This window comes from Streptomonospora mangrovi (genome assembly GCF_027604915.1).
Classification (GTDB): Bacteria; Actinomycetota; Actinomycetes; order Streptosporangiales; family Streptosporangiaceae; genus Streptomonospora; species Streptomonospora mangrovi.
Map to the genome: position 1 here is coordinate 23,816 of NZ_JAJAQC010000037.1, position 20,189 is coordinate 44,004.

Annotated in this window: 20 protein-coding genes; 7 read left to right on the top strand and 13 right to left on the bottom strand. The window is 74.5% G+C overall.

Annotated features, from left to right (window positions below; genetic code table 11):
• Positions 1-44 precede the first annotated feature (44 nt).
• From LG943_RS19520 to LG943_RS19530, 3 genes are all read right to left on the bottom strand, one after another.
• Positions 45-965 (bottom strand): hypothetical protein, encoded by a 921-nt coding sequence (locus LG943_RS19520; protein ID WP_270073763.1) that lies wholly within the window; start codon positions 963-965, stop codon positions 45-47.
• 60 nt (positions 966-1,025) lie between these two features.
• Entirely contained in the window at positions 1,026-1,685 is a 660-nt protein-coding gene (locus tag LG943_RS19525; RefSeq protein WP_270073764.1) for a GNAT family N-acetyltransferase, read from the bottom strand.
• A 97-nt stretch (positions 1,686-1,782) separates the two neighbouring features.
• The gene (locus LG943_RS19530) at positions 1,783-4,203 is read right to left on the bottom strand and encodes a DEAD/DEAH box helicase (protein WP_270073765.1); all 2,421 of its coding nucleotides are present in this window, start codon (positions 4,201-4,203) and stop codon (positions 1,783-1,785) included.
• Positions 4,204-4,506: 303 nt separating this feature from the next.
• On the opposite strand from LG943_RS19530, the gene LG943_RS19535 reads away from it, so the two are divergent.
• A complete protein-coding gene (locus LG943_RS19535) occupies positions 4,507-4,854 on the top strand; it encodes an STAS domain-containing protein (protein ID WP_179768176.1) in 348 nt (115 codons plus the stop codon).
• Positions 4,855-4,872: 18 nt separating this feature from the next.
• Positions 4,873-5,424: an ATP-binding protein gene (locus tag LG943_RS19540; RefSeq protein ID WP_270073766.1), complete on the top strand. Its 552-nt coding sequence runs from the start codon at positions 4,873-4,875 to the stop codon at positions 5,422-5,424.
• Positions 5,425-5,564: 140 nt separating this feature from the next.
• Here LG943_RS19540 and LG943_RS19545 read toward each other — a convergent pair whose 3' ends face one another.
• The 3 genes from LG943_RS19545 to nth form a co-directional block, all read right to left on the bottom strand.
• On the bottom strand, positions 5,565-6,743 hold the full coding sequence (locus LG943_RS19545; protein ID WP_270073808.1) for a MarP family serine protease: 1,179 nt from the start codon (positions 6,741-6,743) through the stop codon (positions 5,565-5,567).
• 30 nt (positions 6,744-6,773) lie between these two features.
• Positions 6,774-7,403 carry an NUDIX hydrolase gene (locus LG943_RS19550; protein WP_270073809.1) on the bottom strand — a complete coding sequence of 210 codons (630 nt, stop codon included), beginning with the start codon at positions 7,401-7,403 and terminating at the stop codon, positions 6,774-6,776.
• Between the two features lie 161 nt (positions 7,404-7,564).
• On the bottom strand, positions 7,565-8,302 hold the full coding sequence (gene nth, locus LG943_RS19555) for an endonuclease III (protein ID WP_270073810.1): 738 nt from the start codon (positions 8,300-8,302) through the stop codon (positions 7,565-7,567).
• A gap of 338 nt (positions 8,303-8,640) precedes the next feature.
• On the opposite strand from nth, the gene LG943_RS19560 reads away from it, so the two are divergent.
• Positions 8,641-9,324, top strand: coding sequence for a Crp/Fnr family transcriptional regulator (locus LG943_RS19560; RefSeq protein ID WP_179768180.1), 684 nt, complete (start codon positions 8,641-8,643; stop codon positions 9,322-9,324).
• 121 nt (positions 9,325-9,445) lie between these two features.
• On the opposite strand, the gene LG943_RS19565 is transcribed toward LG943_RS19560, so the two are convergent.
• The 4 genes from LG943_RS19565 to LG943_RS19580 form a co-directional block, all read right to left on the bottom strand.
• Entirely contained in the window at positions 9,446-10,255 is an 810-nt protein-coding gene (locus LG943_RS19565; RefSeq protein ID WP_270073767.1) for an MBL fold metallo-hydrolase, read from the bottom strand.
• 64 nt (positions 10,256-10,319) lie between these two features.
• Complete coding sequence (locus tag LG943_RS19570) at positions 10,320-11,105, bottom strand: NUDIX hydrolase (protein WP_270073768.1); 786 nt, start codon at positions 11,103-11,105, stop codon at positions 10,320-10,322.
• A 48-nt stretch (positions 11,106-11,153) separates the two neighbouring features.
• Positions 11,154-11,615, bottom strand: coding sequence for a RidA family protein (locus LG943_RS19575; protein WP_270073769.1), 462 nt, complete (start codon positions 11,613-11,615; stop codon positions 11,154-11,156).
• Entirely contained in the window at positions 11,615-11,788 is a 174-nt protein-coding gene (locus tag LG943_RS19580; RefSeq protein ID WP_270073770.1) for a DUF4177 domain-containing protein, read from the bottom strand. Before LG943_RS19580 ends, LG943_RS19575 begins: the two co-directional genes overlap by 1 nt.
• A gap of 149 nt (positions 11,789-11,937) precedes the next feature.
• Between LG943_RS19580 and LG943_RS19585 the strand changes: the two genes are divergently transcribed.
• A complete protein-coding gene (locus LG943_RS19585) occupies positions 11,938-12,963 on the top strand; it encodes an ArsA-related P-loop ATPase (RefSeq protein WP_270073771.1) in 1,026 nt (341 codons plus the stop codon).
• A complete protein-coding gene (locus tag LG943_RS19590; RefSeq protein ID WP_408648618.1) occupies positions 12,960-14,147 on the top strand; it encodes an ArsA family ATPase in 1,188 nt (395 codons plus the stop codon). The genes LG943_RS19585 and LG943_RS19590 overlap by 4 nt, the downstream gene beginning before the upstream one ends.
• A gap of 212 nt (positions 14,148-14,359) precedes the next feature.
• Here LG943_RS19590 and LG943_RS19595 read toward each other — a convergent pair whose 3' ends face one another.
• Positions 14,360-14,665 carry a WhiB family transcriptional regulator gene (locus tag LG943_RS19595; RefSeq protein ID WP_270073772.1) on the bottom strand — a complete coding sequence of 102 codons (306 nt, stop codon included), beginning with the start codon at positions 14,663-14,665 and terminating at the stop codon, positions 14,360-14,362.
• Between the two features lie 461 nt (positions 14,666-15,126).
• On the opposite strand from LG943_RS19595, the gene LG943_RS19600 reads away from it, so the two are divergent.
• Positions 15,127-17,493, top strand: coding sequence for a penicillin-binding protein (locus LG943_RS19600; RefSeq protein WP_270073812.1), 2,367 nt, complete (start codon positions 15,127-15,129; stop codon positions 17,491-17,493).
• Between the two features lie 186 nt (positions 17,494-17,679).
• On the opposite strand, the gene LG943_RS19605 is transcribed toward LG943_RS19600, so the two are convergent.
• Complete coding sequence (locus LG943_RS19605; protein WP_270073773.1) at positions 17,680-18,135, bottom strand: GatB/YqeY domain-containing protein; 456 nt, start codon at positions 18,133-18,135, stop codon at positions 17,680-17,682.
• 77 nt (positions 18,136-18,212) lie between these two features.
• Positions 18,213-19,184 carry an SDR family NAD(P)-dependent oxidoreductase gene (locus tag LG943_RS19610; RefSeq protein ID WP_270073774.1) on the bottom strand — a complete coding sequence of 324 codons (972 nt, stop codon included), beginning with the start codon at positions 19,182-19,184 and terminating at the stop codon, positions 18,213-18,215.
• Positions 19,185-19,292: 108 nt separating this feature from the next.
• Between LG943_RS19610 and LG943_RS19615 the strand changes: the two genes are divergently transcribed.
• Positions 19,293-19,997, top strand: coding sequence for a TetR/AcrR family transcriptional regulator (locus LG943_RS19615; protein ID WP_270073775.1), 705 nt, complete (start codon positions 19,293-19,295; stop codon positions 19,995-19,997).
• Positions 19,998-20,189 lie beyond the last annotated feature (192 nt).

Sequence of the window (20,189 nt, forward strand, 5' to 3'; positions counted from 1 at the left end):
AGCCCCCGCTCCCGCCACTGTCTCGCCGCAGGCGCCGTGCCGGTCTAGGTCGGCCCCCGGCCGTGGCGGCGGCGGGGCAGGGGCAGGGTGTGGCGCGCCGCGCGCGGCGTGTTGGCGGCGCGGGTGAGGTTCCCCGGGCCCAGGGAGGGGGCGTGCAGTTGCCGGTGGCCGGGCGCGGCGGCGTCGGCCGCTCGGTGGAGGAGGCGCGACAGGCGGGCGGACGCGGCCTCGGCCCCCTCGGCGCTCGCGGTGCCTCGGCCGCGCCGGGCCGCGACCAGGTCCCGCAGGGCCGCCCGGACGTCCCGGCGGAACTCCGACTCCCGGCGCAGCCGCCGCGCCAGCAGCCGGTTCACCTCGTACTCCCGGGCGGCGGGGTCGGCGGGGAGGGAGTCGCGCGTGGGCAGGGTGTACAGCCCCCGCACGCGCGCGGCCTCGGTGTCGGCCACCTCGCGGATGAACCGTTGCGCCCATTCCAGGTCGGCGCTTCCCGGGTGCAGCACCGCCAGGGCGCCCGCGTCGGCGGCGGCCGCCTTCAGCGGGTCCTCCGCCCGCGGCAGCGCGGTCGCGAAGCGCAGGAGCGCCGAGGCGGTCTCCTCGGCCCGGACGACCTCGGGATCGTCCGGCAGCAGCGCGCGGGCGAAGCGGACGGCCGCGACGGCGACCTCGGCCGGTGTGTGCGCCTGTGCCAACCGCTCGCTGAGGAGGTGCGTACGGCGGCACACCTCGGCGCCGTCGACGCCCCGCTTCTCGACGTCGCCCACTCCCCAGCGCACCCGGACGTGGTCGGCCGCCGTCCTCAGGTGCTCGTGGCGCAGCATCTCGTAGGCCAGCCGCGCGGCCATCGACGCCATCCGCAGTGCCCCCTGGGGGTCGCGGGCCAGGTCCTCGGCGGACACGCTGTCCAGTGCCCGACGCATGCCCGTGGCGACCTCCGAGCGCAGACCGTCTTCCTGATCGCCGCTCACGTCGCTCCCTTCCGGCGCGGTGGATCCTGGCACCGTACAGACACCGGCGGGAATTCGCCATCAGGGAGGGGTAGGCGTTTCGCAGCCCAAAAGGGGGCGGCAGCGCTCAAGGCCGGTGACCTCGACCGGGTGGGCGGGGTCGGCGCGCCAGTCGGCGCGCTCCAGCAGCAGCCGGATATCGGCGCACCGCTGACCGCGCAGGGAGATCCAGGTGATCCCGTTGTCGCGGTAGCCCAGCCGACGCGAGACCCCCAGCGAGCGCGTGTTGCCGCCCATCACGGCCGACAGCGCGGCCAGGGCGCCCAGCTCCTCGAACGCCAGGTGCAGCACGGCCCGCCGCATCTCGGTGCCGATGCCCCGCCCCTGGTGGCGCAGGCCCAGCCACGAACCCGTGTGGACCGTGCGGGCGACGGCGAAGTCGGTGGCGGCGAGTTCCTGGACGCCCACGGGGCCGTCGTCGGTGAACACGGCGAAGGGCAGCCGCCAGTCGTCGGCGCGCAGCTCGCTCAGCGTCTTCCAGTGGTACTGCACCACCGCGCGCGCCCGCTCGGCGGGCGGGGCGTCGGTCCAGGGGACGGCGAACGGCATGAAGGCGGGGTCGTGGACGCCTTCGGCGGCGAGATCGCCCAGCGCGTCGAGTTCGGCGAGGTCGGGCAGCCGCAGTTCCAGCCGGGGAGTGCGCAGCACGAGGTCGGAAAAGGGCCAGTTCCGCATCGTCATACCCGCCGATTATCCGCCGCGCCGCGTTCTGGGCTCCACCGGTTTTCGCCGCTGGGGGTGGACCCGCGCCCGGCCGTGGCCGTCCTGTGCCGGCCCCCTACACCTCGCCCGCCAGCAGGGCGTCGATCAGCCGCAGGGCGCCCGCCTTGCTCAGGGGGTCGTTGCCGCTGCCGCACTTGGGGGACTGGATGCAGGAGGGGCAGCCGTCGGCGCACTCGCAGTCGGCGATGGCCTGGCGGGTGGCGGTGAGCCAGGCGCGGGCCGCCGCGTAGCCGCGTTCGGCGAAGCCCGCGCCGCCCTCGTGGCCGTCGTAGACGAACACCGTGAGGCAGCCGGTGTCGGCGTGCAGCGCCGTGGAGACGCCGCCGATGTCCCAGCGGTCGCAGGTGGCGAACAGCGGCAGCAGGCCGATGGCCGCGTGCTCGGCGGCGTGGGCCGCGCCGCGCACCTCGACGTCGGCCTTGCGCAGGCGGTCGGTCGCCTCCGGCGACAGGGTCCACCACACCGCGCGGGAGTTCAGCCGCCGCTCGGGGAGGTCCAGCGCCTGCTCGCCCAGCACGGCCCCGGTGCGGACGTCGCGCTTGAGGTAGGACACCACCTGCCGGGTGACCTCGACCTCGCCGAAGTGCACGGCGGCGTCGGGCCCCCACGCCTCGTGGCGCTCGGTGGCCAGCACCTCGATCTCGGTGGTGTCGCGCGCCCAGGTGCTGTAGTCGGGCGCCGCGCCGCGCACCAGTGCCACGCCGCCGTCCAGGTCCAGCTCCTCGACGACGTAGGTCAGCCCCTGGTGCAGGTAGACGGCGCCCTCGTGGACGGTGCCGTGGGCGGCGGCCTCGTCGACGGTGCCCAGCAGTTGCCCGCTGGCCGACTCCACGATCTGCACGGGCGGGCCGCCCGCGCCGCGGAGGTCGGCCAGGGCGGTCGGGCGGTCGCGGCGGGTCCAGAACCAGCCGCGCGGGCGCCGCCGCAGCAGGCCGCGGTCGACCAGGTCGGCCAGCACGCGTTCGGCGCCCGGCCCGAACAGCGGGAGGTCGTCCTCGGTGAGGGGGATCTCGGCCGCCGCCGCGCACAGGTGCGGTCCCAGCACGTAGGGGTTGCCGGGGTCGATGACGGCGGCCTCGACCGGGCGGCCGAACACGGCCTCGGGGTGGTGCGCCAGGTAGGTGTCGAGGGGGTCGTCGCGGGCGATGAAGACCGCCAGCGCGTCGCCCCCGGTGCGCCCGGCCCGGCCGGCCTGCTGCCACAGCGAGGCGAGCGTGCCCGGCCAGCCGGTGATCAGCACGGCGTCCAGCCCGGTGATGTCGACCCCGAGTTCGAGCGCGTTGGTGGTGGCCAGCCCCAGCAGGTCGCCGGTGCGCAGGGACTCCTCCAGGCCGCGCCGGTCGGCGGCGAGGTAGCCGGCGCGGTAGGCGGCCACGCGTTCGGCCAGGTGGCGCCGGCGCCCGGCCGCCCCGGCACCCGGGGCGCCGGCGGGGTCGGCGGACGTGTCCCCGGCGGCCGGGTCCGGGGTGTCCACACCCGCGTCCTCCTCGCCGGCCGCCGCCCGCGCCTGTCCTGCGGCCGGTGCCGCCCCCGGCTCCGGCAGGAGCCAGGGGTCGTCCGGCGGCGGCGCCGAGCGGGCGCGGGACTCGCGTTCGCGCAGGATGCGCTGGGCCGTCAGGGCGACGACCTCGGAGGTCTGGCGGGAGCGGACGAACGCCAGGGTGCGCACGCCCTCGCCGACGAGGTCGGCCAGTACCGCCGCGGCCTCGGCGGTGGCCGTGCGGCGCACCGGGGCGCCGTGTTCGCCGGTGTCGTCGGTCAGCTCGGGTTCGACCAGCGCGAAGCTGAGCGCGGGCCGGGGCGAGGCGTCGTCGGTGACGGCCGCGACGGGCGCGCCGATCAGCCGGGACGCGCTTTCGGCGGGGGTGCCGGTGGTGGCCGAGGCCAGGACGAACACGGGGTCGCGCCGGTAGCGGGCGCACACCCGGCGCAGCCGGCGCAGGATCTGGGCGACGTGGGAGCCGAACACGCCGCGGTAGCGGTGCGCCTCGTCCACCACGACGTAGCGCAGCCGGCGCAGGAAGCCCGACCACGCCGCGTGCCGCCCCAGCATGCCGTGGTGCAGCATGTCGGGGTTGGTGAGCACGTAGTTGGCGTTGGCCCGCACCCAGGCGCGTTCGGCCTGCGGGGTGTCGCCGTCGTAGGTGGCGGCGCGCAGGCCAGGCAGGCGGAGTCCGGTAAGCGACCGCAACTGGTCGGCGGCCAGGGCCTTGGCCGGCGACAGGTACAGCACCGTGCCGCCCTGGTCGACGGCTTCGGCGCAGGGCAGCAGGTATGCCAGCGATTTCCCCGAGGCGGTGCCCGTGGCTATGATCACATTGCTACCGGAGCGCGCGAGGTCCGCGGCGGCGACCTGGTGGGACCACGGTGCCGTGATCCCCTGCTCAGCCAGCCGCTCCCGTACGGAGGGCGGTGTCCATACTGGCCAGTCTTCACTTACTCCGCCGCCACCCGGCAGGTGCTCAACATGTGTCACCTGGGAGTTCCGGGTATGGTCACGCCACAAGCGTCGGAGTGTGGACTCCCAGTGGGACTCGCCCCCCTGTGCACGGGGCTCAGCTCCATACACCCCGACACCCCTCCTCGACAGGCAGCTCATGGGATGGCACCGATCGACCCCTGTTTCAGTGTGGCATCCGGGGGAAGAGACCCGCGCTGTCGTGGTTTTGTTGTGCATAACAGGCAGAGACGAAGGCCGAGCGTGGTTGAATGCCGCACTGTGGGGTAACGCCCGGCAGAGATCACCCGCGGCCATTCGCGGTTCGGCGCTGGAGGACTAGTGGACTTGAAGCTTGATCACCACACACAGGACGACACCGAGATCGTCGTCGTCGAGGGTGAGATCGACGTCTATACCGCGCCCCGGCTGCGTGAGCTCCTGATCGACCTGGTCAACAAGGGCAACTTCCACCTGGTCGTGAACATGGAGAAGGTCGAGTTCCTCGACTCCACGGGCCTCGGCGTGCTGGTGGGCGGCCTGAAGCGGGTGCGCGCGCACGACGGCACCCTCGACCTGGTCTGCACCCAGGAGCGCATCCTGAAGATCTTCCGGATCACCGGGCTGACCAAGGTCTTCGGCATCTACGAATCGGTGCAGGACGCCATCGACAAACGCAAGTCGAAGTAGTTTCGTCCGAGCGAAACCATGGCACTCGTCCAGCTCACGATCAGCGCGCTGCCCGCCCACGTCCGGACCGCCCGCCTCATGGCCACGGCCGTGGCGCGGCGGGCGGGCATCGCGGAATCCGCCCTCGACGAGATCCGCCTCGCCGTCGGCGAGGCGTGCTCCCGCGCGGTCGAGGCGCACCGCCTGCACTGCCCCAGCCAGCCGATCCAGCTCGACCTGATCGACGGCGGGGGGCCGCGCGGCGCCGCCGCGGCTCCGGCGGGTCCCACGCGCGCACCGCACAACGGCCACCGCGGCCACCGGTTCGAGGTCGTGGTCCTCGACCGCGCCCCGGCCAAGGAGCCCGCGCCCGACCTCGGCGACCCGGTCGTCCACGGCGACGTCCGGCTTGGCGACGAACCCACCCCGCCCGGCGGGATCTCGGGGCTGTCGCCCGACGTCGGGCTCGCGGTCATCCTCGGCCTGGCCGACGAGGTCAGCATCGAGCCCCACGAGGACGGCACCGTCGTCCGGATGAGCTGGCCTCTGGAGCGCACGGACCCGGAGGCGGACTCCGAACTCGTCGGGTGATCCGCGCCCGCCCGCGCGGGCGCGGATCACCTCTTCTCCTCGGCGGTCGGGCCGGGCGCGGCACCCGCCGCCCCGGCCCGGCCGCCGCGGCGTTGCGGCGCCCTGCGCTCCGACGACGGCCGCGCCCCGGTCGCGACCCGCTAGTCGCACTCCTGGGTGGACACCGGCTCGGTGGCCTCGGCCCCCCGGCGGGCGTTCTCGGCGACCTCGTGCGCGGTGAGCACGTAGCCGGTCTCGTCCTCGTTGGTGGCGGCGGCGAACACCACGCCGTAGACCGTGCCCTGCGGTGAGATCAGCGGCCCGCCGGAGTTGCCCGGCCGCACCTGGGCGCGGATCTGGTAGATCTCCCGGCTGACCTGCTGGGAGTGGTAGAAGTCGGGCCCCTGCGCGGTCTGCTCGGCGCGGATGCGCGCCGGCACCGCCGTGAACCCGTTGTTGCGGGGGAAGCCCGCCACCACCGCGCTGTCGCCCTTGTCGGCCTCCGTCTCGAACTCCAGCGGGTCGAGGTCGAGCCCCTCCACCTCCAGCACGGCGATGTCCTGCTGAGGGTCGTAGAGCACCACCTCGGCCGGCACCTGCTGGCCCGAGCGGGTCACCACGCGCAGGTCCTGGGTGACGCCGGCGACGACGTGGGCGTTGGTCATGACCCGGCCGTTCTCGTAGACGAACCCGGTGCCCTCGACGCGCCGCTGGCAGGAGGGCGCGGTGCCCAGCACCTTCACCACACTCTGGCTGGCCTCGCGCAGCCCGGCGGTGTTGAGCACCGAGGGGTCGGGCGGGCGCACCTCGGCCGGCTCGCCCGAGCCCAGTCCGCTGAAGACCTGCGGGAACGCGCTCTGGTCGACGATGCGGCGGAACGTGGAGAACCAGGTCTGGGCGACCTCGGGCATGGCGCGGTCCACCGCGTTCAGCACCCGGGAGTCCTGCACCTGGGTGTTGAGCACGGGGATGGCGGAGTTGGCCACCGCGCTGCCCACCAGCCACGCCACCAGCAGCACCGAGGCGCCGCTGACGAGCGCGCCGCCCATGGCGTCCAGGACCCGCGCGGAGTCGCCGGTGACGCGGTTGCGCACCACCGCGCCCAGGTAGGAGGCGCAGAACTGGCCCATGGCCGCGCACAGGAACACCACGGCGACCGCCAGGAGGGCCTGGCGGCTGGGGTCGGTGACGAGCCGCTGGATGAGGGGCGGCGCGCCGAGCGCGGCGGCGATCCCCCCGCCCAGGAACCCGGCGAAGCTCATGACGCCGACGATGAAGCCCTGCCGGTACCCCGACACCGCGAACAGCACGACCAGGACGACGAGCGCCGCGTCCAGCACGATGCCGTCCATCACCACCTCACGTCCGCATCAGCTCCCCGGGCCGCCCGGCGCCCGCGCCCCGGGCCGCCGCGCGCCGCCCGCGCCGGGCAGCGGCAGCGGCTCGACGGCGGCGCCGTCCAGCCACGGGCGCTCCCACCCGCCCAGGACGAGCAACTGGTGCAGGATCGCGGCGGTGAACCCCCACACGAGCAGGCCGCGCACCTGGAACGCCGGGCCGAGGCCGCCATTGGGGTGGCGCACCTGGACCCGGTTGGCGGGGTCGGCGAGTTCGGCGACGGGCACCCGCACCACCTCGGCGACCTCGTGGGTGTCGGCCGGGTGGACGGCGGAGGGCTCGCGCCACCACGCCAGGACGGGAACCACGCGGAACCCGCTGTGGCGGATGTACAGCTCGGGCAGCCGGCCCAGCAGTTCGATGCCGGCGGGGTCGACCCCGGTCTCCTCGACGGCCTCGCGCACCGCGCACGCCTCGGCGCTCTCGTCGCCGGGCTCGAAGGACCCGCCGGGGAACGCCGGCTGTCCGGCGTGGCGGCGCAGGTTGTCGTTGCGCTGGATCAGCAGCACGTCGGGGCCGTGCTCGCCCTCGCCGAAGAGGATGAGCACCGCCGAGCGGCGCCCGCCGGTCTCGGGCGGGCGCATCGCGGCGGGCACGGCCATGCGGCCGCCCGCCCGCGCCAGCGACGCCAGCCACTCGGGCGTGGTGATGCGCGGTCCGCCCGGCCGCCCCCCGGGCGCGCCGCCGGCCTCACCCCTGTGTCCATCGGTCATGTGCTCCCCGTCCCTCCCCGGCCATGGTGCCCTCCGAACAAGCGAACCGCCTAGGAGAACGGCCCATTCCGGACGAGCGCGGCGGCGGTCTCCTCGTCGGTGGGCCCCTCGCCGAACGCGGGGCACCAGCGGGCCAGCGCGCAGGCGCCGCAGGCGGGGCGGCGCGCGTGGCAGATCCGCCGGCCGTGCCAGATCAGCCGGTGCGACAGCAGGGTCCAGTCCTTGGGCGGGAACAGGTCGCCGATCTCGTGCTCGACCTTGACGGGGTCGGTGTGGGCGGTCCACCCGAAGCGGCGCACCAGGCGCCCGAAGTGGGTGTCGACGGTGATCCCGGGCACTCCGAAGGCGTTGCCCAGCACGACGTTGGCGGTCTTGCGGCCCACTCCGGGCAGCCGCACCAGCGCGTCGAGGTCGCCGGGGACCTCGCCGCCGTGCTCCTCGCACAGCCGCTGCCCCAGCCCGATGATGCTGTTGGCCTTGGAGCGGTAGAACCCGGTGGAGCGGATCAGCCCCTCCAGCTCCTCGCGGTCGGCGGCGGCGTAGTCGGCCGCGGCGGTGTAGCGCGCGAACAGCTCGGGGGTGACCATGTTGACGCGCTTGTCGGTGCACTGGGCCGACAGGATGGTCGCGACCAGCAGCTCCAGCGGGTTGGTGAAATCAAGCTCACAGTGGGCGTCGGGATACAACCGGGCCAATTCCCGGTTTATCCGTCGGGCGCGTCTCACCAGTGCGAGGCGCGACTCACCCGTGGGAGTGGCGGAGGCGTCGGAGGGCCGGGCGCGCCGCACCGGACTCGGGGCCGGCCGCCGGGCCGGCCGCGCGGCGGGCGTGGGGGTTGACTGGGCAGGATCACCGGGCACGCCCCACAGACTACGTACCCGCCGCCGCGCATCGATCCGGAACGGCCGGTCCGGCGGCCGCGGCTCCCCCGGTCGATGTCGGCAATATCCACACATCGGCGGGCCGCACACGGTCCCCTGTGCCAAAGGAACTAGGATCGACGTACTGACGCCGACCGTGGCGGTCGGCTTGTCACCCCGACGACAAGCCGAGATAACAGCTTCGTTTCCCATCGGGGTGCGATATACGTCACACTGTTGGCGGGCAGGCGTGCAAGGAGGAAGTGGTGGACGAGACCAACGAGGTGCTGCGCAAGGCCCCTCTCTTCGAGGCGCTGGACGAGGAGGGCGCCGCTGCGCTGCGCGCCTCGGTCAGTGAGGTCCGGCTGGGCCGCGGCCAGACCCTCTTCTCCGAGGGCGACGAGGGCGACCGCCTCTACGTCATCCTCAGCGGGAAGATGAAGCTGACCCGCGCCGCCGTCGACGGCCGCGAGAACCTGCTGAGCGTGCTGGGCCCGGGCGAGATGTTCGGCGAGCTGTCGCTGTTCGACCCCCGCCCGCGCACCGCCAGCGCCGTCGCCGTCACCGACGCCGTGCTCGCCGGGCTGGGCCACGACGACCTGCGCCCCTTCCTCGCCCAGCAGCCGCAGGTCTCCCTGCAACTGCTGAAGGCGCTCGCCAGCCGGCTGCGGCGCACCAACGACGTCATGAGCGACCTGGTGTTCACCGACGTCCCCGGGCGCGTGGCCGGGCAGCTCCTCGACCTCGCCGAGCGCTTCGGCAAGGAGGGCGAGGACGGCCTGCACGTGCACCACGACCTCACCCAGGAGGAGCTGGCCCAACTGGTCGGCGCCTCCCGCGAGACCGTGAACAAGGCGCTGGCGGAGTTCGCGCTGCGCGGCTGGCTGCGGATCGAGGCCAAGGCCGTGGTGCTGCTCGACGTCGAGCGCATGCGCCGCCGCGCCCGCTGACCCCTGCGGGGCGCACGCGGCGCCGAGACGACCGGGCCCGGCCGCGCGCCGGGCTTTGTCGTGTCGGCCCCCGGTGGTGGCCGCCCGCGCCCGGCGCCCCGCCGGCCGCCGGGCGGCGGCCTCAGTCCTGGCCCAGCTCGGCGGGGATGTCGCCGCGCTTGGCCAGGTAGCGCAACTGCGCCCGCACCGACGCCGCGGCGGCCGGGCGCACCGAGTCGTCGATTTCGGCGTAGACCCGCGCCACGATCGCCTCGGGGGTGGCGGCGCCCGCGTTCACGGCGTCGGTGACCTGCGCCAGCCGCGCCTCGCGGTGGTCGATGTACTCGGTCAGCTTGGCCAGCGGCTCGGTGCAGATCGGGCCGTGTCCCGGCAGCAGCGCCCGCACGTCGGCGGTCACCACCAGGTCGCGCAGCCGGTACAGCGACTCCATGTAGGCCGACAGGCCGTCCTCGTCGGCGATGACGGTGGTGCCGGTGCCCAGCACGGTGTCGCCGGTCAGCACGACGTCGTCGGCGGGCAGGTGGAAGCACAGGGAGTCGGCGGTGTGCCCGGGGGTGGCCAGCACCCGCAGCTCCAGGCCGTCGACCTCGACCACCTCGCCGTCGGTCAGCCCATCGCCCTCGATGCGCAGCGCGGGGTCGACCGCGCGCACCGGCGCCCCGGTCAGCTCGGTGAAGTAGCGCGCGCCGTCGCTGTGGTCGCCGTGGTGGTGGCTCAGCAGCGCCACCGCCACCTGCGCGCCCTGCTCCTGCACGGTGCGGGCGACGCGTTCGAGGTGGCGTTCGTCGTGGGGTCCGGGGTCGACCACGACCACCCCGCGCGCCCCCGGCTCCCGCAGCACCCAGGTGTTGGTGCCGTCGAGCGTCATGGGGCCGGGGTTGGGGCACAGGACGCAGTTGGCGCGCAGTGTTCCAGAACCGTCGATCCTCATCGCACCTCGGTCTCTCTCGCCGATCGGCGCCGGCGGGGGGTTGGCAGCGGGACGGGAAGGGGTGTCACGGCGCGTCGGGGGGCGCGCCGGGGACGACGATGCGGACGCGGCCGTCGACCTCGCGCAGCTCGGGCCGGACGGGGCTGAGGTCGCGCCGGGCCGCCATGACGGCGGCCAGCGACCCGCACTCGGCCAGCGAGGCGCAGGAGAAGGCGGTGGGCGGCAGCATGGCCATCTCGCGGCGCCGCCAGGCGGCCACCGCCTCGGCCGGGTCGAGCCAGAGCACGCGGTCGGCCTCGCCGCCGACGTCGCGGGTGAGCTGGCCGTCGGGCAGCGCGGCGGCGAAGAAGCGGGTGTCGTAGCGGCGGGGCTCGCCCTCGGGGGTGATCCAGCGCGACCACGCGCGCAGCAGGTCGGTGCGCAGCACCAGCCCCCGGCGCTCCAGGAACGCGCTGAAGGCCAGCGAGCGGTCGACCAGGGCGGCGCGGTCGGCCTCCCAGTCGGGGCCGCGGGTGTCGGCGACCGGGCCGGACTCCGCGGGGCCGGCCAGCAGCACGCCGGACTCCTCGAAGGTCTCGCGGACCGCCGCGCACACCAGCGCCCGCGCGAGGGGTTCGGCGGTGCCCAGGACCTCAGCCCACTCCGCGGGCGAGGGGCCGGCCCAGCGGACGCCGCGGTCGGTGTCGCGGTCGTCGACCCCGCCGCCGGGGAACACGTAGGCCCCCGGGGCGAACGGCATGGAGCGCACCCGCCGCAGCAGGTACACCTCCAGGCCGGGGCGCTCGCGCAGCAGCATCACAGTGGCGGCCGGGCGGACCGGCACACCGCCGGCGGAGTCGGTGTTGGTCATGAGCGCCCTCCCCGGGGGTCTGGTGAACGAGCGCCGCCGCGGCCGGGGTCAGTCGGCCTCGACGATCATCTCCACTTCGACCGGCACGTCCAGCGGGAGCACGGCGACGCCGACGGCACTGCGTGCGTGTGTACCCGCCTCGCCGAAGATCTCGCCGAGCAGTTCGCTGGCGCCGTTGACCACCTGCGGCTGGCCGGTGAAGGAGGGGTCGCTGGCGACGAACCCGACCACCTTGACCACGCGCCGCACCCGCGACAGCTCACCGAGTTCGGCCTTGAGCGCGGCCACGGCGTTGAGCGCGCACACCGCCGCCAGCTCCTTGGCGCGCTCGGGGGTGACCTCGGCGCCGACCTTGCCGGTGCCGGCCGGGCTGCCCTCGACCATGGGCACCTGCCCCGAGACGTAGACGTGGTCGCCGGTGCGCACGGTGGGGCGGTAGGCCGCCACCGGCGCCACGACCTCGGGCAGGGTCAGCCCGAGTTCGGCGATGCGGTCCTCGGGGGTGGCCATCACGCCTTCTCCCGCTTCATGTAGGCGACCATCTGCTGGTTGCGGGGGTCGCCGTCGACCGAGGGGCCGGGAATGACCGACACCAGCTCCCAGCCGTCCTCGCCCCAGTTGTCCAGAATCTGCTTCGTCGCGTGCGACAGCAACGGCACGGTCGCGTACTCCCACTTCGTCATAGCGGTCACTTTACTGACCGCCACCGTCAACACCGGCGCTCGCCCGGGGCGTTGCGCCGACCGGGCGTGCGCGGCGGGTCCGCGCCGGGGCCGCGGCCGGGCGCCGTGCCCGATCACCGGCCCGGCGGCCGTTACATAGACTCCGAGGAGTGAGTGCACGCGATCGCGGCGGGGCCCCCGTGCGGCTCCACGTCGTCACCGGCAAGGGCGGGACCGGCAAGACCACGGCCGCCGCCGCCCTCGCCGTCGCGCTGGCCGCCGGCGGGCGGCGGGTGCTGCTCGTGGAGGTCGAGGGCCGCCAGGGGATCGCCCAGCTCTTCGGCATCCCGCCGCTGCCCTACGCCGAGCGCCCCGTGGCCGATGCCCCCGGCGGCGGCCGGGTGTTCGCGCTGGCGGCCGACGCCGAGGCCGCGCTGCTGGAGTACCTGGAGATGTTCTACGGCATGCGCCGCGCCGGGCAGGTGCTCACCAAGTTCGGGGCCGTCGACTTCGCCACCACCATCGCGCCCGGAATGCGCGACGTCCTGCTGACCGGCAAAGCCACCGAGGCGGTGCGCCGCCGCGAGGGCGCGGCGCGGCGCGGCGGGCGCGAACCCGCCGACCGCCCCTACGCCTACGACTCCGTGGTGATGGACGCGCCGCCCACCGGCCGCGTCGCCCAGTTCCTCAACGTCAACGCCGAGGTCGCCGGGCTGGCGCGCGTGGGCCCGATACGCAACCACGCCGACAAGGTGATGGCGGTCATCCGCTCCCCCCAGACCCAGGTGCACTTCGTGACCGTGCTGGAGGAGATGCCGGCCCAGGAGACCCTCGACGGGATCGCCGAGGTCCGCGCCGCCGGGCTCAACGTCGGCTCGATCCTGGTCAACATGGTGCGCCCGCCGCTGCTGGAGGCCCCGGTGCTGGCCGAGGCCGCCGCCGGCGGGCTCGACCTCGACGCGCTGGTGCGCGGCCTCAAGGCCGCCGGGCTGGCCGACCCCGAGGCCACCGCACGCGGCCTGGCCGAGGAGGTCCGCGACCACGCGGTCCGGGTGGCGGTGGAGCAGCGCATCCGCGCCCGACTGGACGAGGTGGACCTGCCCCGGCTGGAGCTGCCGCTGCTGCCCGACGGCGTGCGCGCGGCCGACGTGGGCGCGCTGGGCGCGCGCCTGGCCGAGCAGGGGGTGGGCCGGTGAGCGCCGAGGAGGCCGCGGGCGCCGCAGCGCCGGGCGCGGCACCGGGCGGCGCGCCCGTCTTCGACGTGGACGCGCTGCTGGCCGACCGCGACACCCGCATCATCGTCTGCTGCGGCTCGGGCGGGGTGGGTAAGACCACCACCGCCGCCGCGCTGGGGGTGCGCGCCGCCGAGCACGGGCGCGGCGCCGTGGTCATCACCGTCGACCCCGCGCGCCGGCTGGCGCAGTCGATGGGCCTGACCCACCTGGACAACACCCCGCGCCCGGTGCCGCTGCCGGAGGCGGACGGCGCGGCGCCGCCCGGCACGCTGCACGCGATGATGCTGGACATGAAGCGCACCTTCGACGAGATCGTCGAGGCGCACGCCGACCCCGAACGCGCGCGGCAGATCCTGGCCAACCCGTTCTACCAGTCGCTGTCCTCCAGCTTCTCCGGCACGCAGGAGTACATGGCCATGGAGAAGCTCGGGCAGTTGCGGCAGTCCGGCGACTGGGACCTCATCATCGTGGACACCCCGCCCAGCAGGTCGGCGCTGGACTTCCTGGACGCGCCCAAGCGGCTGGGGCGGTTCCTGGACAGCCGGCTGATCCGGGTGCTGGGCGCGCCGCCCGCCACGGGCGCGTTCAAGCTGCTGGGCGCCGGGGTGAGCATGGTCACCGGAATCATCGCCAAGGTGGTGGGCGCTCAGGTGCTCTCCGACGTGCAGCGGTTCGTGGGGGCCTTCGACGCGGTGTTCGGCGGGTTCCAGGAGCGCGCCGAGCGCACCTACCGGCTGCTCCAGGCGCGCGGCACCGGGTTCGTGGTGGTGGCGGCGCCCGAGGGCGACGCGCTGCGCGAGGCGGCGTACTTCATCGAGCGGCTGCGGCGGGACCGCATGCCGCTGGCCGGGGTGATGCTCAACCGGGTGCACCGCGCGGGCGTGCCGGGGCTGGCCGGCGACGCGGCGCTGGCCGCCGCGGCGGAGCTGGCGGCCACCGGGGAGCACCCGCTGGCCGGTGCCGCGCTGCGGCTGCACGCCGAGCGGGCGCGGGTGGCGGCCCGCGAGCGGCTGCTGATGGACCGCCTGGCGGCGGCCCACCCCGAGGTGCCGGCGGTGGAGGTTTGGGCCCGTCCGGAGGACGTGCACGATCTGGCGGGACTGGCCGAAATCGGCCGCGCGCTGGCGGGCGGCGCGGAGCGCTAGCGCGGGTGCGGCGGCGGGCGCGCCGCCGGTGTTCTTTCCGGGGTGTTTACCGCGCCTTTCCCCGGAAAGCGGGACCGCACCGCCGTGCGGCTGCGGACGTCGCGCCGCACGGCGGTACCCAACGGATTTCGGCCCGGCCGGACGCGCGGTGGGCGCGGTCCCCGACGCGCGGGTCGGCGGTGCGAGGGTCCACCGCCGGGCCGGGCCGGACCTCAGCGCGAGAGGAGGTCGGCGGTGTCCTCGCGCCGCTCGTACTCGGCGCGGGCGTTGGACAGCAGCTCCGCCCACGAGGCGACGTCGGGGCGGCGGCGCAGCAGCGCGCGGCGCTCGCGCTCGGTCATTCCCCCCCACACGCCGAACTCGATGCGGTTGTCGAGGGCGTCTGCCAGGCACTCCGTGCGCACGGGGCACCCCCGGCAGATGAGCTTCGCCCGGTTCTGCGCTGCGCCCTGGACGAAAAGCGCGTCAGGATCGGTCTTTCGGCACAGGCCGCGCGCGGCCCAGCCCGGCGTCCACATGAATCCCACTCCCCAATTCCCCATTGACCCGATGCGGCCGGTGGGTCGGCGGGCGCGGTCGCCGACCCGGGCGCTGCGGAAGGTGCGGCTCGGCGGCGCGCCGCCCGCCCACCGCCGAGAGCGACCGGGCGGTTGCGGAGAGCGACGTCACGCGGGTGCCGCATACCCCCGCGATCGCTGGGGACGAAGATACGGTCCGCAACGCTCGGCCAACAGCCCCATCCGGCCCATTTCAGATCTAGTCCGGGTGGGTCATCGCACCCGGCGGGCCGCCCTCGGTCGGCCATTTCGGTCCGACTGAAAGCCCTTGCCGGTCCAGTCCGCTCCGCGGTGCATCCACAATGGAATGCGGCTTGGTGCCGCAGGTGTCCACGGCGTCCTCCCCTCCCCGAAAACACCCGGCGCTCACGACACCACTCATCGCGGTTCACACGTAATCTGAGGGGGTGGGTCAGGGGACAATGCTGCAAAAAATCGGTCAACTCCTAGGCGTCGGAATCGTCGCCGGCGTGCTCGTGGCGGCGCTGGCACTGCCGGCCATCGGCGGGCTCGGCATCACCGCCCGCAACGTCGCCACCGGCTTTCTGAACATGCCCAGCGAACTGGAGACCCCGCCTCCCCCGCAGCGGTCGGTCATCCTCGACCGCGATGGCGAGGTCATCGCCGAGATCTACGACCAGAACCGGGAGCTGGTGAAGCTCGACGACATGGCCCCGGTCATGCGCGAGGCGATCATCGCCATGGAGGACTCCCACTTCTACGAGCACGGCGGCATCGACATCGGCGGCACGTTCCGCGCCGCGATCCGCACGCTCAGCGGCGACGTCGAGGGCGGGTCGTCGCTCACCCAGCAGTACGTCAAGAACGTCCTGGTCGAGAGCGCCGACACCCAGGCGGAGCAGGAGGAGGCGCGCGAGACCACGCTCGGGCGCAAGATCCGCGAACTCCGCTACGCCGTCGCCCTCGAACAGCGCATGACCAAGGACGAGATCCTGGAGGGCTACCTCAACATCGCCTACTTCGGCGACGGCGCCTACGGCGCGGAGTCCGCCGCCAAGCACTTCTTCGGGGTCAACGCCGACGAACTCAACCTCGCCCAGGCCGCCACCCTGGCCGGGACCGTGCGCTACCCCTACCTGTACAACCCGCGCCTCAACCCTGAGGACGCCACCGCGCGCCGCAACGTGGTGCTGGACCGCATGGTCGAGACCGGCTACATCACCCAGGCCGAGGCCGACGAGGCCAAGGCCACCGAACTGGACCTCGACGTCAGCAACCCCAGCAACGGCTGCATGCCCAGCAAAATGCCGTTCTTCTGCGACTACGTGGTCCAGGAGATCGAGCAGAACGAGCGCTACGGCGAGAACGAGACCGAGCGCGCCCGCTGGCTGCGCACCGCCGGCCTGCGCATCCACACCACCGTCGACTCCGACATGCAGGAGGCCGCCCAGGACGCGGTCGACAAGTGGGTGCCGCGCCGCAACGAGTCCCGCAAGGTGGCCGCCGAGGTGCTGGTCGAGCCCGGCACGGGCGAGATCCGCGCCATGGCGCAGAGCCGCAACTACGGTCCCGACGAGGCCAACCTCGGCGAGACGTCGATCAACTTCACGACCGACATGAACCACGGCGGCAGCACCGGCTTCCAGGCGGGCTCCACCTTCAAGCCGATCACGCTGGCCGCCGCCCTGGACCAGGGCATGGGCTTCGGCACCTCCTACAGCTCGGGCAACACCACGACCATCACCGGGCAGCGCAACTGCAACGGCGGGGTCCTGGCCGACTGGACGCTGAGCAACGCCGGCGACACCAAGGGCGGCAGCAGCCACAACATGATCAGCGGCACGAAGGGGTCGGTGAACACCTACTTCGCCCACCTCCAGGCCGACGTCGGGTTGTGCGACGTCATCAAGATGGCCGAGCGGCTGGGCATCCACCGGGCCGACGGCGAGTCCTTCGACAACGAGCGCACCCAGGCCAACAACTCCTTCACCCTGGGCAGCGAGGAGGTCTCCCCGCTGACCATGGCCAACGCCTACGCGGCGTTCGCCTCGGGCGGCAAGCTGTGCAAGCCGCAGGCGATCACCTCCATCGAGGACCGCCAGTCGGGCGAGACCATCGAGATCAAGCCGGACTGCGAGCAGGCCATCGACAAGGACGTCGCGGCGGGCGTGAGCTACCTGCTCCAGCAGACGTTCAACGGCGGCACCACCACCGGGCTGGACATCGGCCGCCCGGCCGCCGCCAAGACCGGCACCACCGACGGCTCGGCGAGCGCCTGGTTCGCCGGCTACACCCCCAACCTGGCGGGCACGGTGTTCGTCGGCGACCCGCGCGGGCCGCAGAACTACCCGCTGCGCAACGTCACCATCGGCGACCGCTACTACGGCGAGGTGTTCGGGGCCACCATCCCCGGACCCATCTGGCAGGAGACCATGAGCCGGGCCACCCAGGAGCTTCCGGCCGAGAGCTTCCCGCCGGCGCCGTCGCAGTTCGGCGGCACCTCCCAGTCGCCGCCGCGGCCCAACGCCGACGAGGCCGCCAACATCGAGGGCGGCGTGCCCGACGTGGTGGGGCTGCCGGAGGCCGAGGCGGTGTCCGCCCTGGAGGACGCCGGGTTCGAGCCCAACGTGTCCTCCGCCCGGGTGCCCTCCGGCGAGGCCGAGGGCACGGTGGCGGCGGTCAACCCCGACCCCGGGTCGGAGCTGCCGCAGGGCGCGACCGTCAACGTGTTCCTCAGCGCCGGCGGCGGCTCCGAGGAGCGCAGCGGCGACCTTCCCGGCGGCGGGCTGTTCGCCCCGGGCCGGCTGGAGGACGTCGACGGCGACTGAGGGACCGGTGCGGCCGTGCGGGCGGGCCGCGTCGTGACCACGGCGTGAAGGAGGGGCGGGCGACCTGGTCGCCCGCCCCTTCGTCGTGTGGGGGTGCGGATGCGCCCCGCTGGGGTGCGGGTGCGCGAGCGCGGCGCCCGGGGTGCGCGTGGGCACCGCGCACGGCCGCTCGGAAGGCGGGCGGCCTCAGCCGGTGAGCTGGCGCCGGACCTCGGTGGAGATCCGCTTACCGTCGGCGCGGCCGGCCGCGCGCGGGGTGACGGTCTTCATGACCTGGCCCATGGCCTTGGGGCCCTCGGCGCCGGTCTCGGCGATGGCGGCGGCCACCAGGTCGCGCAGCTCGTCGTCGCTCAGCGGCTCGGGCAGGTACTCGGCCAGCACCTCGCCCTCGGCCCGCTCGGCGACGGCCTGCTCGGCGCGCCCGCCCTCGTCGAACGCCTCGGCGGCCTCGCGCCGCTTCTTGGCCTCGCGGGTGATGAGCCCCACGACCTCCTCGTCGGTCAGCTCCCGCACCGACTCGCCGGCGACCTCCTCGGTGGAGATCGCGGTGAGCACCATGCGCAGGGTCCGCGTCCGCACGTCGTCGCGCGCCTTCATGGCGGCGGTGAGGTCGGCTTTCAGGCGGTCCTTGTATTCGGCCATGGGCACAGATCTTAGGCTCGCACCGCGCCGGGCGGCGAGCGGAATACGCGGACACGCCGCGATCGGCGCCGCCCGGCTCAGCCCGCCGCGCCGTCGAGCCGCCTGCGGAAGGCGGCCCGAGCGGCCTCGGAGTCCTCCAGGGTGCCCAGGGCCCGCATGAGGTCGGCCTCGGGGTCGGGCAGGTCCAGGCGCGCCAGCTCCGCGCCGAGGGCCTCGGGCGTCCAGGGCTCCTCGCGGGCGACCTCGTCCCGCACGCGCCAGGGGACGGCCACGCCGACGGAGCGGTCGCGCAACCGCAGCACCTGGCCGGTCAGCGGGCAGTGGGCGGCGGCCAGCCAGACCAGCAGCGGGGAGCTGGCGGCGGGGTCGTAGGGGTCGCGGCCGCCGGCGCCGCGCGCGGGGTCCATGCCGGGCACGTCGCGGGTGAGGCGGGTGCGGTGCGCCGAGGGGGCGTAGCAGTTGACCCGCACGCCGTGGCGGCGCAGTTCGAGCGCGGCCACGGAGGTCAGGGCGGCGATCCCGGCCTTGGCGGCGGCGTAGTTGGCCTGCGTGGGCAGGGGGGTGAACAGCCCGGAGCCCGAGGAGGTGTTGACGACGCTGCGGTCCTCGGCGGCACCGGCGGCGGCGCGGTCGCGCCAGTAGCGCCCGGCGGCGCGCGTGACGTGGAAGGTGCCGGCCAGGTGCACGTCGAGCACGGCGGAGAAGTCGTCGTCGGACATGTCCAGCAGTGGGGCGTTGCGCAGGATGGCGGCGTTGTTGACGACGACGTGGAGGTCGCCGAAGGCCGAGACGGCGGTCTCGACGATCCGCCGCGCGCCGGCGGGGTCGGCGACGCTGTCGGCGCTGGCGACGGCGCGCCCGCCCCGCGCGGTGATCTCGGCGGCGACCGAGGCGGCCACGCCGGTGTCCCGGCCCGTGCCGTCGGGCTCGACGCCGGTGTCGTTGACCACGACCGCGGCGCCGGCGCGGGCGAACGCCAGCGCGTGCTCGCGGCCGATGCCGCGCCCGGCCCCGGTGATGAGGGCGATCCGCCCGTCCAGCAGTCCCATCGTGATCCGGCCTCTCCGTCGTGTCCGTCGATGCCCGCCCAGAAAACCGCAATCACTGCAAAAATGCTATCGCTGCATTTAGGCGGCGGGGCGTGTAGTCTCCCGTCCATGACCACGCGGGACACCGGCGCGCCGGCCGGTACGCCCCCCGGCGAACCGGACGGCGCGGCGGGCGGCGCCGCCGAGGGCGGGGGCTGGCGGCGGCGCAAGAAGGAGCTGACCCGGCGGGCGCTGATCGAGGCCGGGCTGCGGCTCTTCCGCGAGCGCGGCTACCACGAGACGACCATCGCGCAGGTGTGCGCCGAGGCCGGGATCGCGCCGCGGACGTTCTTCAGCTACTTCTCCGGCAAGGAGGAGCTGGTGTTCGCCGACACCGCCGAGCGGCTGAACCTCGCACTGCGCGTCATCGAGGGGCGCGGGCCCGACGACACCGTGGCCGGGGTGTGCCGGTGCATCGCCGAGGAGACGTTCGCCCTGGCCCCCGGCGGGTTCGACCTGCTGGGCCTCACCGGCGACCGGATGGAGCTGGTGCTGTCCACCCCGGCACTCCAGGCCGCCGCGATGCGCGCGGTGGGCCAGGCCGAGGCGCGGATGGCGCAGGCACTCGCCCGCGCCTTCCCCGAGGAACTGGACGCGGTGGGTGCGGGCGCGGCCGTGGGCGCCCTGGTGGGCGCGGTCATGGGCGCGGCCCGCATGGCGTTCGCCACCGGAGGCACCGACGCGCACGCCGCGCGCGCCGCCATGCGCCGCGGGGTGGACATGGCGGTACGCGGCCTGGAACGGGTGGAGCCCGCCGCCGACAGCGGCGGCTGACACCGGGCACGCCGAGCGGTGGACATGGCGGGCGCACGGTCTTGGAGGTCGCGGACCCGCCGCCGGGCACATCGCCTGGCACCGGGACCCGCCAACCGAACGGGGGCGCGCGGGCCGGGACGTGAGCGATCACCGCCCGGCGAAGGCGCCCGGACCGTCACATCCGGTGCGGATGTCTGACACCATCGGAAG